Genomic DNA, 13793 nt, shown 5'->3' with positions numbered 1-13793 from the left:
AACATTATAAGGGGAAAGAAAATACCCCCTGTACGTGAAACCAGGTATTATATTCAGAAGGTTATGAAGTACTATCAAGTTTTTAAAAAAAATGAATGACCAAAGACCCAAAATGCTCAACCTGGCCAACTGGCTCTCTTTGAGCCGGATTGCGGCTATACCAGTCCTGGTTCTATTGCTCCTCTTTGAAAGCGGGACTACTGCAATCCTGGCCGCCATCTTATATCTGGGGGCTACTTTCACTGATCTACTTGATGGCTTCCTGGCTCGCCGACAAAAGCTGGTAACGAACCTGGGCCGATTTCTTGACCCAATGGCAGACAAACTGCTCAACTCGGCGGCCCTGATCATGCTCATCCCATTAGGCCGGGTAGCTGCCTGGATGGTCCTCTTAATTGTCGGCCGGGACATTGCTGTAACCGGCCTGCGCGCCATGGCCTCGACTGAAGGAATTATAATTGACGCCAGCCTCCTGGGTAAACGTAAGACCCTGACGCAAAATATAGCCATCTGCCTGCTCCTGGCTCATTACCCGATCTGGTTCTTTGATCTCCATATTTACGGAACCATCCTGCTCTGGATGGCGCTCCTGATAACCTACTGGTCAGGAGTGGCTTATTTTATTAAGTTTTACAAGGTCGTAAGCGCTAATACCGGCGGGAGAAACTTGACAAATTAACCCGTAAAGCATATAGTAATTGCTCTCCTGGGCGGGAATAACTCAGAGGTAGAGTGCAACCTTGCCAAGGTTGAAGTCGCGGGTTCAAATCCCGTTTCCCGCTCCAAAAAGACAAATAGCCTCCGGTCATAAGGCCGGGGGTTTTCCCTTGGCTATCCCTGAAAATAACCATTGCTATTATTACGGCTGCTATTATTACGGCTTAAAGAATAGCCATATAGACAGGCTCACCCTTGGCATCTTGAAATCTTTAAAGATCGAGTCTATATTTAAGCTCACAGGACGATAGGCAGGAGAAAATATGAACTACAATCATGAACCAGACGGTTTTCATTACCAAGGCTTCATCATTCGACCCCCAAGCGAGGCTTATAGTATCCTCATCCAGGCCACGATTGGCTGCTCGCATAATAAATGCACCTTTTGTGGCACCTATAAAAATAAGCGCTTTTCCATTAAACCAAATGAAATCATCCTTCAAGACCTGGCTTTTGCACAAAAATATTGTCAACACCAGGACCGGGTTTTTCTCATGGATGGAGACGCCCTCATCATTCCCCAGAAGAGACTGACCTGGCTCCTGGACCAGATCCGCGAAAAACTCCCCTGGGTCAAGCGGGTTGGATTATACGCCAACCGTAAGAGTGTCAGCACAAAATCCGACCAAGACCTGGCCGAACTCAAGGCCAAAGGACTGGGTATTGTTTATTACGGTGTGGAAAGTGGAGATGATGAGGTACTCAAAACCATTTGCAAAAATGCGACCAGCAGCAGTCTAGTCCTTGAGGGAAGGCGTCTCATGGAAGTTGGAATCAAGTTATCCGTGACAGTACTTCTTGGAATCGCAGGTCGTGATCGTTCTCAGGAACACGCCCGAGCCACAGGCAGCCTGCTCTCCCGCCTCGATCCGGATTTTGTTGGCGCGCTGACCGTAGCCGTTATCCCTGGCACTCCACTGGCAGAAGACATGGCCGCTGGCAGATGGACGCTTCTTGAACCACAGGAAGTATTAATAGAACTAAGAGAAATGATCGCTGCGACTGATTTATCGCATGGAATGTTCCTCTCGAACCACGCCTCCAATTATCTTCCCCTAAAAATCCCTTACCCTAATGGTAAAGAAGAAGCCCTCCAGGTCATTGATGCGGCTTTGGCTGGGAAGGTTCCTCTTCGACCGGAATGGCTCCGAGCCTTATAACATGGTCACGACCAAAGGCACTAGCGGGAGTACTAGATCTTTTTATTAATTATTCCGGGACCGCCTTGCATTGGTTCAGACCCTGTCCGTTTTTGAGCAGTCATAAGACCCAACCGACCTAAGGCGTTGTAAGTCCCCTTTTTGAGCTTCAGGACACCCTCATCCTCCTTATCTTTCGGTTGAAGGATGGTATTTTCAGTCAGATCACCGATGCCCTGGCCTTTGATCATGGTGTCCTCTTCTTTCTGCTGGATGGCGAGTCCCTTGTTCTTGCCGCTCAAAGCAGGGCTTTTCTGTTTGTCTGCTGAAATTCCGGCCAGAGCCAGGGTGGTTGATGTTTTCGCGATACTACCTATGGTGGGGGCCATCATGAATCTCCTTTCGTTTTAATTAGTTAGATAAAAAATTTTACGCCTCTCCTTAAGAATAAAAAAGGCGCTTTAATCGCGCCCGATCCTTGGGTTACATATCTGTTAATGCCTTATCCTTAAGACGATACCATAATACTTAAGCTTCAGTTTTAAGTCAAGTAAAATAACAGAAATATCTAAAGCGGTGTAAAAGCAGGGTAAAGCGGGCGCGCATACTTCAAAAATCGCGTTTGCGACAACCTCACAGTCATCGCTTCTTTAAGGAGCTCAAGACCAGCCCGAGGCAAACTGATTATAATGGCGCCAGGATGTGGTCCAGTTTGAGAATATGAAACAGGCTGATGATATTCGAGTCATCAGTTCTAATCATCAGATTGCCTCCATATACCTTAAGGGTCTTGAGACAGGCCAGGATCACACCGATGCCCATAGGGTCAATGATCCGGCCGGCCGGTAGTTCCAATATAATTTGATAGCTGCCTTTACCCGCCAAATCAAAGATAGTGTTCTTTATCTCGTTTAAATTGTCGCTCACCAGATCGAAATCCGGCCGAATGAGTGTGTAGTCCTCTAGTTTTTCAATGACGATCATTTCACTTTTTCACCTGTATAACTGATCATGATAAATAGGCCTTCTTTTATTGATTATAAATTATCTGTGCTGTACATGCTTTTTTCACCAGCCGCACTTGAGCGCAGGCAGCTCTGGCACATTTCAACTTACCCGTCGTGATCAGGCTCTTCTCCCTCAATCATGATTGGGATATTCTTATGTTCTTAATATGAATAAGTAATTGATATTTTAAAAAAATCGTTATAATAACCATAAAGGCCGGCTTTTTTTAAAAAAAGACGGACAGTACAGAGGTCGGTTTTTTATCTCCTGCTGAAGGTCAAGGTCACTGGTTTGAGGGAGGCGTTTATACTTGGATGGCCTTCACCTTTTGTGAGAAATGCCATATTTTTATCAGGATAATGGGTCACTGCCTGCTGTGCCCATGGTTTCTCAGCCTGCAAAATAGTCCGTCTGGTCAGCAAATATAGCGACCAGCCCTTGTATAACTTCAGGCTGAAAGAGTATCCCGGCACATCTTTTCAATTCAGCCACGGCCTCCTCCTTTTGCAAGCGTGCTCGATAACTGCGGTGGGAAGTCATGGCGTCAAACGAATCAGCCACAGCCAGTATCTGAGTTAGTTGGTCTATTTCGTCCCCGACAAGGCCATCTGGATATCCAGAGCCGTCAAGACGCTCGTGGTGATGACGGATGATGGGCCGAACATCATCCAGGAAAGGCAATGGGGCTAAAATGCGATCGGCTATAACCGGATGCCTCTTCATCATCTTCCATTCTTCGTCAGAGAGCGGCCCGGGTCTGTTCATAAAGCTTAAGTCTATCATTAACTTGCCTATGTCGTGGAGCTGAGCGGCGGTGGAAAGATTCCAGATTTCTTTATCTCTCAAGTCCAGCTTTCGCCCGATTTTCCGGGAATAGTTGGTGACACGCTGCGAATGACCGGCGGTATATTTATCCTTTTCTTCAAGGGCCACCTGCAAGGAGCTAATAATGGATATTGAAACCACCTCAAGTTGATCCGCGTAATCTTGAAGCATCATGTTCTTGTCAATAAGTTCTTGAGTCTGCTGCGCAATCAGTTTTTCGAGATTGAACAGATATTTTTTTTGGAATGCCCGAAGGCCTTTACTCTCCAGGGCTCGATCTATACAGATCTTGAAGGCCTTAAAATCTATGACCGGCTTGGTCACAAAGTCATAGGCCCCCATATGGATGGCGCGAATTGCGGTCTCAAAGGTTCCTTGACCGGAAAGAATAATTATCGGTGTCAGGGGCTGAATGTTCGCGGTGACGCGCATTAAAGCAAAACCGTCCATCCGCGGCATAAATAGATCGGTGATGATCAGATCGAATTCTTCTTGAGATATAATCTCTTTAGCCTCAACCCCATCGGCCGCGCTCCTGACCTGATATCCACCTCTTAACAGATATTCTTCGATCATTTTTCTGATAGCGATTTCATCCTCCACGACCAGGATTCGATTGCCTTGGGAGGGTTCAAGCGAAAAAAAAGTATGTGCCACGTCAGTATCATGACCAACTATTTCGAATGATGATTTAGCTGTTTTTTTTCCCCCCTTATTCTCCATATATTCTCTTTCATGGATTTGAGAAATTTAGTTTATCCAGAGTTAAGCGGGTCTGACCGCATGTATAAATGCCAGGTCTTTGGCGCAGTCATACCGCATGTTTCTGACCAAGGATTCAGACGCAGATCCAAAGCCATTCTGGTTGATATTTCACTGAAATCCTTTTGAGGTGATGCGTTATCTTAACCTTTTCCTCTCCAAGCAAAGGTGCCTTATAATTAGATTATATCCAGAGCCGGTTTCTTCTGACAAGGAAAAGGAATCAGGCGCTTAATTTGGGCGTGCCTGTGGAGCGGCATGATTCTGCGGATGACCACTAATGGCTTGAAATCACGTCGGTTTTTGCCTGAGGGCTTTTAAGATTCCTTTATAACCATTTTTATCGTTTCGAGTGCTCGTTCAACGCCCTTCCGGTCAACGTTCAGGTGAGTCACAGCCCTGATGCTGTCCGGGCTTACGGGCAGGACAAGAACCTCACGAGCCTTAAGCCGCTCAGTAAGCTCAGGCGCGTTTAATCTGGGGTGAGTAATCTTGAAAATAATAATATTCGTTTCCACTTCAGCCGGGTCAATCTCAATGCCATCCAGTTCAGCCAGCCTCTGAGCTAAAAACCTGGCATTGGCGTGATCTTCAGCCAGCCGGTCCACATTATGATCCAGGGCGTAAATTCCGGCTGCCGCTAAAATACCAGCCTGGCGCATAGCTCCACCGAAAACTTTGCGCCATCGTAAGGCCTCCTTAATGATGGCCTTATCTCCAGCAATTATTGACCCTACTGGCGCACCCAGGCCTTTGGATAAACAAAAAGCAACGGTTTCAAAGTACTGAGCGTAATCAGCCGGTTTAAGCCCGGTGGCCACACAAGCATTAAAAATCCTGGCGCCATCCAGGTGCATGACTATGCCATGCGCATCGGCTAGCTTTCTGACGGCGGCCACCATTTCAAAAGGATAGATCGAGCCTCCGCCTCGATTATGGGTGTTTTCCAGGCAGAAGGCCCGCGTGGGCGTGTAGTGAATATCATCCGGTCGAATAGCTCTCTCAAACTGCTCGGGCTCTAATAATCCCCGTTTTCCGGTCAACGTCCGGAGCTGAACAGAGCTAATCACCGCGGCGGCTCCGCTTTCAAAATTAAATGGATGAGATCCGACCTCAAGGATCACCTCATCTCCCGGCCGAGTCAGCACCTTGATCGCAATCTGATTGGCCATGGTGCCAGAAGGCACAAACAAGGCCGCTTCAAGCCCCAGCAGATCGGCCGCCTTCTCCTGGAGGGCGTTGATGCTGGGGTCTTCACCAAAAACATCATCTCCCACCGGCGCCTTGGCCATGACCTCGCGCATTTCAGGTGTGGGCTTGGTTACTGTGTCGCTGCGTAAATCAACCGGGGATGGCATATGTCTACCTCTCAATAAGCTATCTATTTTTATTCTGGCATTACTCCCCTGCCCTTAATATGGAAAAATCAGTTAACTTTTTGTTATTCAGCCAAGCAACTCCATGATGGTTTGGTTGAAACCTGCCGGACCAGCCAAGGCTACCCGGGTCAGACCTGGCAATTCCATGGAAATATGCGAGCCATCAGGCCGCGCTACTAAAAATGGCCTGTCTACTGCTGCCAGCAGGGAAGCGTCATTGGACGAATCTCCAAGGCCAATGGTTATTAGATCGGGTTGTTTCTGCCGATACAAATCGGTCAGTATATGCACCGCATGCCCCTTATCGTTTCCGCCAGTAAGATGATAAAACCGCCCCCCCCGGGTGAGCTGTAAGCCCAGGTCATACGCGGCGGCGGTCATGGTTTCTTCAGAAATCCCTTTATCAGTCAAAATAAAGGCCTCGTCGTATTCACGCGCTTGAGCCGCCCTGGCCTGGTCCAAACTCAACCCGGTTAAAGCAGCCACCTCGGTGACATCTATTCGCGAAAGGGCCTTAACTGGAAACTGTTCTGAAAAAAGATCAAATTTTTGTGTCAGCTTTCCTGTGGACAAGCCTAAAGCCATGACATGGTAATCGCCGCTTTTGACCGCGCCTGAAGGCAGCGAAAGGTCATAATCATTCGGGATGAATATCGCCCCCCCATTTTCCGAAATAAAAGGATCGCTATTTGCCAATTCCTGGCGCAGGGTCTCAATTTCCAGACGGGTTTTTGAAGAGACCATAATCAGGGGCGTCTGGGTTTGCTTAATTCGTTTTAAGGCCGGCCGGACCAAGTCCCAGGCATAGGTATGATGATCCAGGAGCGTACCGTCTAAATCAGTAAAAATCAACAGGTTAGCCATAATCCTTATAATAGAAATTTTTTTAGTTTCAATTTAACGGTTGACAGTGAGGACAGAAGTAGGTGCCTCGGCTGCCCACCACAATCCGCTTTATCTCGGTATTACAGACCAGGCAGGGTTGACCGTCCCGGCGATAAACTTGATGTTTATTTTGATACGTTCCGCTTCTGCCTTTAAGGCCCCTGTAGTTCACAACGGTTGATCCCCGTAATTCAATGGCTTTCTTGAGGATTCTTACAACTCGCCGGTGCAGGCGGCAAGCCAAATCCTGGCCAATGCTTTCGGCTGATGTCAGGGGATGAATACCTGTGGCGAAAAGGGCTTCATCCACATAAATATTTCCCAAACCACTTATGAAAAATTGGTTTAGCAGCAAGGGTTTTATTCTGCCTCTTCTGGTCTGCAGACGACGCGCGAACTCCCTTGAACCTATCTCAAAAGGGTCCGGACCGAGGGATACTTCCTTTTGCCAGGCGGCATATTCCGAGGCTGAAAGTCCGAGGAAATACCCAAACTGGCGCATATCCCGGTAGAGAAGCTCCCCCCCATCTTCAAACCCAATAATCACATGCACGTGCTTGGGATGGTCTTTCAAATCCTCCTGCCATAAAAATTGACCAGTCATCTTCAGATGGATAACCAGGTACCGCTCCTCATCGAACTCAAGAATGATAAACTTGCCTCGCCGATGAGCATCCAGTACTCTGGCTCCTTTTAATAACCGGGCAAGACGGCGCGGTCCGGTCTTAACGATTTTGTTCAATCTGACACGGACTCTGTCCACACGACGTCCGACAATGAGCGCCTGGAGTTCCCTGACGATGGTTTCTACTTCTGGAAGTTCTGGCACGCCTATCCCATCCGTTTAATATGTCCCGCAGGTCAAGACTTCTGGCGCTTAATTTCCCCCGAAACATACATACCACCCCATAAGCCTTTGTCAAGACTATCTGAGCAGGGCTTTCTCCAAAATTAGAGGTTATCAGGGGCTGGTTGTCCGGAGGACCATGTGATCATAGCCCAGTGCTTTAGCGCTGGGGCGACAGCGAAAAAGATCTACCAACTAAAGGAATTTCAGTCGTCCCTAAAGAAAAAAACGGCCTCACAGCCGCATTATTATTCTAATTAATAACAGGGTTCAGGCCGTGGATTCTACTTCCAGTTTAGGCCTGGGGCTTGGTTTCCTGACCCGCCCGGCTTTCAGGCATTGAGTGCAGACTTTGATCCGGCGTACCTGTCCGTTTTCCTGATGGCGCACAGTTTGAAGATTAGGCAGCCATCGCCTTTTGGTTTTATTGTGGGCATGAGAGACATTATTGCCTACCATGGGTCTTTTTCCACAGATGTCACATACACGAGCCATAAACGACACACTCCTCGACACATCTTCCAGGGTATGCTTCTCTCAAATTTTTACTAAAAAAGCAAGCATTTTTTCTGAATTCTTTCAATTAACTCCTCATTGACAGGTGTGACCTTAAATTTTCTTGAAAGCGTTCCTCCCTGCCGCTCGAAAATCCCTCAATTTTCCTCTGTGAATTTTTTAGTCAATGGGTTTCTCCATCCTTTTTATGGTTTCGGCCGATTTGTCGCCTCAGTCTCTATATTCTTATTCTATATTCTAGATTGACAAAGGGTCAACTGAATGCTAATTAGCTTTTTTATCATGATAGAGTTGAATAATTTATTCAGGTCGCGATATTCCAGATCATCAGTATAGAGCTCTATTAAGTCAATAAATTAAAACCAAGAGGCAAGCGAACTAACTTGAAACGAGCTATTTTCCCTTGGTGAACAATTAAAGGAAACCTCTTCAGATAAGGATATCTCAGCGCGTGGATAGTAAATCTTCTAAAGTGGCAGTTATCGGGACTGGGTATTGGGGTAAGAATCTTGTCCGTAACTTTAATGATCTTGGGATGTTGCAAGCGATCTGTGACACCGATAGCGCAACCCTCTCCCAATTTTCAAAAACCTATCCCCACGTCATGGCCGTTTTAAATCCTGTGGAGATTCTGAATAACTCCCAGATAAACGCGGTAGCCATCGCTACACCTGCTGAAACTCACGCCAACCTCGTCCGCGAGTGTCTCCTAGCCGGGAAAGACGTGTATGTCGAGAAACCTCTTTGTCTTTCTGAAGATGAAGGTGAAGAATTGAACCGTCTGGCTGCTGAGAAGGACAGGATCCTTATGGTCGGGCACCTCCTCTGGTATCATCCAGCAATCCTTACCCTGAAGGAGATGATTAACAAGGGAGAGTTGGGTAAAATACTTTATATCTATTCCAACCGCCTGAACCTGGGGAAGCTCAGACGTGAAGAAAATGTCCTCTGGTCATTTGCTCCTCACGATATATCCGTCATCCTGGGATTGTTAAGTGAGATGCCTGAGCGGATTATAGCGCAGGGTGCGAACTACCTTCATCAAAAGATCGCCGATGTAACGATCAGTGCCTTGGATTTCCCGAGCGGGGTTCAAGCTCACCTTTTTGTCTCCTGGCTTCATCCTGTTAAAGAACAGAAACTGGTGGTTGTCGGTCAGGAGAAGATGGCCGTATTTGATGATACGGCGCCCTGGAAGGAGAAGCTGTCGCTTTTCCCTCATACGATCACCTGGGAAGAGAGGATCCCGGTGGCGCATAAGGCGGACGCTGAGCTGGTCGAGGTTCAGGAAGATGAACCTCTTCGGCTTGAATGTCAGCACTTTAGGGAATGTATTCAGACGCGCCAAACTCCCCGCACGGACGGTGAGGAGGCCCTACGTGTATTAAAGGTCCTGAAGGCGTGCCAGGCGGCCTTGGAGTCTGGTGAACCGGTGACGCTTGACCAGAAAGGCCGGGAGAAAAAAGCTGATTATTTTGTTCATGAAACCGCTGTAATAGACCCTGATGTTGAAATCGGCCGCGGCTGTAAGATCTGGCACTTCAGTCATATCCTGCCTGGCTCCCGTCTCGGAGATCGAGTCAATGTCGGTCAGAACGCTGTCATCGGACCTAACGTCACTATTGGCTCTGGCTGTAAAATTCAGAACAATGTCTCCATTTATGAAAGTGTAACTCTTGAAGACGATGTCTTCTGCGGGCCGAGCATGGTTTTTACGAACGTGATAAATCCCCGGGCCCATATATCTCGAAAACATGAATTCAAGCCGACTTTAGTCAAGCGCGGGGCGACTATTGGCGCCAATGCGACGATTGTATGCGGCCACACCCTCGGAAAGTATTGTATGGTTGGCGCAGGGTCAATAGTGACTAAAGATGTGCCTGATTTCGCTCTCTTTCTGGGCAACCCGGCTGAACAAAAAGGCTGGATGTGCGCCTGCGGGGAACGGTTGCCAGAAAACCTCATCTGTCCTGCCTGTGATTCGGTTTACCAGCTGAATGAAGAGGTACTGGAACCAAAAGCCTAGAAGATTTCTAAGGTCAGATCCGGGAGATTTGATGAGTATCGCTTTTATTGATTTGAAGAAACAGTTCAGTGTTCTGGAAAAAGAGATGCGGTTGGCTATTGACCGTGTACTTGACCATGCGCAGTTCATCATGGGGCCGGAGGTAGCCCAGTTAGAACGGGAGCTGGCTCGTTATACCGGAGTTAAACATGCCATCGGCTGCTCAAGCGGCACCGACGCTTTGCTTTTGCCTCTTATGGCCTATGACGTAGGACCAGGGGATGCGATCTTCACCGCGCCATTTACCTTTATCGCCACGGCGGAAGTCATTTCCTTTTTGGGCGCTACGCCGATTTTTGTGGATATTAACCCCAAGACCTTTAATATTGACCCTGAGTTGCTTGAAGCGGCAGTGACGCAAGTGAGCCGGGAAGGCTTTCTTCGCCCCAGGGGAATCATTCCGGTGGATCTTTTTGGCCTTCCGGCTGATTACGATCCCATCACGACGACAGCCCAAGAACACGATCTTTTCGTGCTGGAGGACGCGGCCCAGGCCTTTGGAAGCACTTACCATAATCGTCAGGCTGGCAGCCTGGGTGATGTGGGCTCAACGAGTTTCTTTCCGGCTAAACCGCTGGGCTGCTATGGCGACGGGGGCGCCATTTTTACTAACAACGATTCATTGGCCGAAAAGATGCGCTCGATCCTTGTCCATGGCAAGGGCGCCAATAAATATGACAACGTGCGCATCGGCCTTAACGGCCGCCTCGATACAATCCAGGCCGCGGTCTTACTGGTCAAACTGGCAGCCTTTCCAAAAGAACTTAAAGAAAGAGAGCGTGTAGCCTCGCGCTACACCCAGGGTATAAAAGGTTATCTGGAAACTCCAATGATCCCTGACGGTCTAACCAGCTCCTGGGCGCAGTACTCGGTCCTTTCTGATCATCGTGAGGTTCTGCAAACCGCGTTAAAAGAAGCGGGAATACCCACGGCCATCTACTATCCGAAGCCTCTGCATCTGCAGCAGGCTTTTACCAAGCTCGGTCATCGTGCAGGAGACTTCCCGATCTCCGAGTCTGTCTCGCAGCGTGTTTTCAGCCTGCCGATGCATCCTTATCTGACTGATGAACACGTTGATTTAATCATAAGCCAAATTCTCACCGTTTTTGAAAACCAAAATATAGGGAACCTAGCTGGCCGATAAAACGTGACTGGTAAAAATAACGCTTTGTCTATGAGACATATGGAACTCTTAAGACATATAAAGTCTGAGCTGGTTTGCTTTAAATCTTATATGCTTGTTTTTCCACTCGTGAACCGGTATCTTTTTAAGCTGGCCGTGTTGAAATGAGCCTGAAGCCCTTTCACTGCTGGATATGTTATAATTCTTACAGCTTCTGATGTTTAACTGTCATTTTCATCTTTTAGGCCGATAGGCTCATCATGAAAAAAGGAGGTATAAACTAATAAAAATATTTAATTCCTAAAGCCATACACATGAGACGCCTTACACGATTCTTTCGATAATGTCAGCTCAATCAGACAAAAAGTTAGCACCAGGATAAGGACTTTCCAGGTTAAAATACAAGAATCGAAATCACATGGTCCGGAAATGCCTAATTATTTAAAAAGTCTAAATTACTACATCATACTCATCCTAGACCTGATTCTCTTAACAGCGGCCTATGTTGGAGCCAACCTTATCCGATTCGAGTGGAGTATTCCGCCTGGTTTTATTGAGAAGCTCCCGGTCCTTCTATTTATCATCTTCTGTAAGTTGGTGATTTTTCATTTTTTTAAACTATACGAGGGGATGTGGCGCTATACCAGCATTGTTGACTTGCTCAATATCGTCAAGGCCTCTATCCTTTCTATACTGGTCATAATGACTTCCATGTTGTTGCTCCAGGAATTCAAAGGACTTTCCCGCTCCGTTTTTTTACTGGATGGCCTCTTAACCCTCTTTTTTATTGGCGGCTCTCGAGTAGCAATCCGACTTTATTTTTCTTCTTCCTTTGTCACGCCCATGCTGCCTTTTCAGGCGAAAAACAACCAGGAAAGTAAGCGCGTTCTTTTAGTTGGCGCTGGCGACGCTGGCGAGAAGGTCTTAAGGGAAATTCTGGATAACCCCCGTCATAAAACAAAGGTCGTTGGGTTTGTTGATGATTCACCAAGGAAAATTGGTCAGATGATTCATGGGGTGGGCGTGTTAGGCACGGTAGATGATCTTTCAACGGTCGCTAAAAAGGAAAAAGTTGATGAAATCTTGATTGCGCTCCCTTCTGCAACCGGGCAACAGATGCGTAGAGTAGTTGAGATATGTAAGGCCCCACGACTGCCTTTTAAGACTCTACCAGGAATGGGCGAGATGATAGATGGCAAAGTATCGCTGAAGACTATACGTGATGTCTCTTATGGTGACTTACTGCGGCGGCCTGAGGTCAGTATAGAAACTAAACATGTATCTGATTATCTCAACGGGAAGACCGTTCTGGTCACCGGTGCAGGCGGCTCTATCGGCTCTGAACTCTGTCGTCAGATCTGCCGGTTCAATCCTGTCAACATGATCCTGGTAGACGCGGTTGAAGAAAATCTTTTTCACCTGGAGATGGAATTGAAGCAGGAATATGAGTATCTGAAATTTAAGATTTTCCTAGGTAATATTCTGAATCAGAATTTGGTGCGGAAGATCTTTCAAGATACTTGCCCGAACGTAGTTTTTCACGCTGCGGCCTATAAGCATGTCCCCCTGGTTGAATTAAACCCCTGGGAAGGGGTGCTTAATAACCTGATCGGCACGCGTAATATAGTTGATTTATCAATTGAAAACAGGGTCGAACGTTTCATCCTCGTCTCAACTGACAAGGCCGTTCGCCCTGTAAACATAATGGGAGCAACCAAGCGGATAGCTGAGTTGTTGATTCAATCCCAGGACCACGCCAAGACACGCTGTGTTGCAGTGCGTTTTGGAAATGTGGTTGGAAGCTCTGGCAGTGTAATCCCTCTTTTTAGAAAGCAAATTGAAAAAGGTGGACCAGTCACTGTGACCCACCCGGAAATGTGCCGGTACTTCATGACCATCCCAGAGGCAGCGCAACTTATCTTACAGGCTGCTTCTATGGGCCAAGGAGGTGAAATCTTTATCCTTGATATGGGAACTCCCATCAAGGTTGTTGATCTGGCAAAAGACTTGATACGACTTTCTGGATTTGAACCAGATCGAGATATCGAGATTAAATTTATCGGACCAAGACCTGGAGAAAAGCTGTGCGAAGAGCTGATTACTGAAGGCGAAGGGATCATCCGGACCGAACATGATCAAATTATGGTCCTCAATGGCAACGCTGTTCCTAAAAAGAAGCTGCGTAAACAGATTGATGAGCTAATAAGTGTGGCTGATAAGTTCGATGCAAAAGCCATCAGGATGAAGCTTCAAGAAATCCTCCCCGAATATACCTACCATCAAGACGACAACGCACTCTAATGTTGACAAGATGAATCCTGGCCGTTATACATTAAAAAACGTTAAAAAACTGGAGTAAATACATTTATGGGTTTTAGTGAAAAGAGGGGCCTCTTGCTTCTGCACCGCATGCTATCCAAAATATCTGTAATTAGCCTTTTGTCTTTGGGCCTGGGGATTATTTTGCTTCTTCTACCTTCTCAAGGCAAAACTGAATATACCAGGAGAGACATGACGGGCACCCCTG

General features: G+C 47.2%; 12 protein-coding genes and 1 tRNA gene. 6 read left to right on the top strand and 7 right to left on the bottom strand.

The window, feature by feature from the left end:
* Positions 1-112 precede the first annotated feature (112 nt).
* The 3 genes from pgsA (at position 113) to JRI95_12375 (ending at position 1877) form a co-directional block, all read left to right on the top strand.
* The gene (gene pgsA, locus JRI95_12385) at positions 113-679 is read left to right on the top strand and encodes a CDP-diacylglycerol--glycerol-3-phosphate 3-phosphatidyltransferase (GenBank protein ID MBW2062340.1); all 567 of its coding nucleotides are present in this window, start codon (positions 113-115) and stop codon (positions 677-679) included.
* A 31-nt stretch (positions 680-710) separates the two neighbouring features.
* Positions 711-785, top strand: a tRNA-Gly gene (locus tag JRI95_12380).
* A 195-nt stretch (positions 786-980) separates the two neighbouring features.
* Entirely contained in the window at positions 981-1877 is an 897-nt protein-coding gene (locus tag JRI95_12375; GenBank protein MBW2062339.1) for a B12-binding domain-containing radical SAM protein, read from the top strand.
* 32 nt (positions 1878-1909) lie between these two features.
* On the opposite strand, the gene JRI95_12370 is transcribed toward JRI95_12375, so the two are convergent.
* From JRI95_12370 to JRI95_12340, 7 genes are all read right to left on the bottom strand, one after another.
* Positions 1910-2248: a hypothetical protein gene (locus tag JRI95_12370; GenBank protein MBW2062338.1), complete on the bottom strand. Its 339-nt coding sequence runs from the start codon at positions 2246-2248 to the stop codon at positions 1910-1912.
* 292 nt (positions 2249-2540) lie between these two features.
* A complete protein-coding gene (locus JRI95_12365; protein MBW2062337.1) occupies positions 2541-2840 on the bottom strand; it encodes an STAS domain-containing protein in 300 nt (99 codons plus the stop codon).
* Between the two features lie 414 nt (positions 2841-3254).
* A complete protein-coding gene (locus JRI95_12360) occupies positions 3255-4412 on the bottom strand; it encodes a response regulator (protein ID MBW2062336.1) in 1158 nt (385 codons plus the stop codon).
* Positions 4413-4768: 356 nt separating this feature from the next.
* Positions 4769-5809, bottom strand: coding sequence for a low-specificity L-threonine aldolase (gene ltaE / locus JRI95_12355; GenBank protein ID MBW2062335.1), 1041 nt, complete (start codon positions 5807-5809; stop codon positions 4769-4771).
* An 87-nt stretch (positions 5810-5896) separates the two neighbouring features.
* The gene (locus JRI95_12350; GenBank protein ID MBW2062334.1) at positions 5897-6694 is read right to left on the bottom strand and encodes an HAD-IIB family hydrolase; all 798 of its coding nucleotides are present in this window, start codon (positions 6692-6694) and stop codon (positions 5897-5899) included.
* Between the two features lie 28 nt (positions 6695-6722).
* Complete coding sequence (gene mutM / locus JRI95_12345; protein MBW2062333.1) at positions 6723-7544, bottom strand: DNA-formamidopyrimidine glycosylase; 822 nt, start codon at positions 7542-7544, stop codon at positions 6723-6725.
* A gap of 288 nt (positions 7545-7832) precedes the next feature.
* Positions 7833-8057, bottom strand: coding sequence for a 50S ribosomal protein L28 (locus tag JRI95_12340; protein ID MBW2062332.1), 225 nt, complete (start codon positions 8055-8057; stop codon positions 7833-7835).
* 472 nt (positions 8058-8529) lie between these two features.
* On the opposite strand from JRI95_12340, the gene JRI95_12335 reads away from it, so the two are divergent.
* From JRI95_12335 to JRI95_12325, 3 genes are all read left to right on the top strand, one after another.
* The gene (locus JRI95_12335) at positions 8530-10104 is read left to right on the top strand and encodes a Gfo/Idh/MocA family oxidoreductase (protein MBW2062331.1); all 1575 of its coding nucleotides are present in this window, start codon (positions 8530-8532) and stop codon (positions 10102-10104) included.
* Between the two features lie 31 nt (positions 10105-10135).
* Positions 10136-11287, top strand: a complete 1152-nt coding sequence (locus JRI95_12330) for a DegT/DnrJ/EryC1/StrS family aminotransferase (protein MBW2062330.1) — start codon at positions 10136-10138, stop codon at positions 11285-11287.
* Between the two features lie 408 nt (positions 11288-11695).
* Positions 11696-13567: a polysaccharide biosynthesis protein gene (locus JRI95_12325; GenBank protein MBW2062329.1), complete on the top strand. Its 1872-nt coding sequence runs from the start codon at positions 11696-11698 to the stop codon at positions 13565-13567.
* Positions 13568-13793 lie beyond the last annotated feature (226 nt).

It is taken from the genome of Deltaproteobacteria bacterium (assembly GCA_019308995.1).
GTDB lineage: Bacteria > Desulfobacterota > Desulfarculia > Adiutricales > JAFDHD01 > JAFDHD01.
This window is presented reverse-complemented; position numbering and strand designations above follow the sequence as displayed.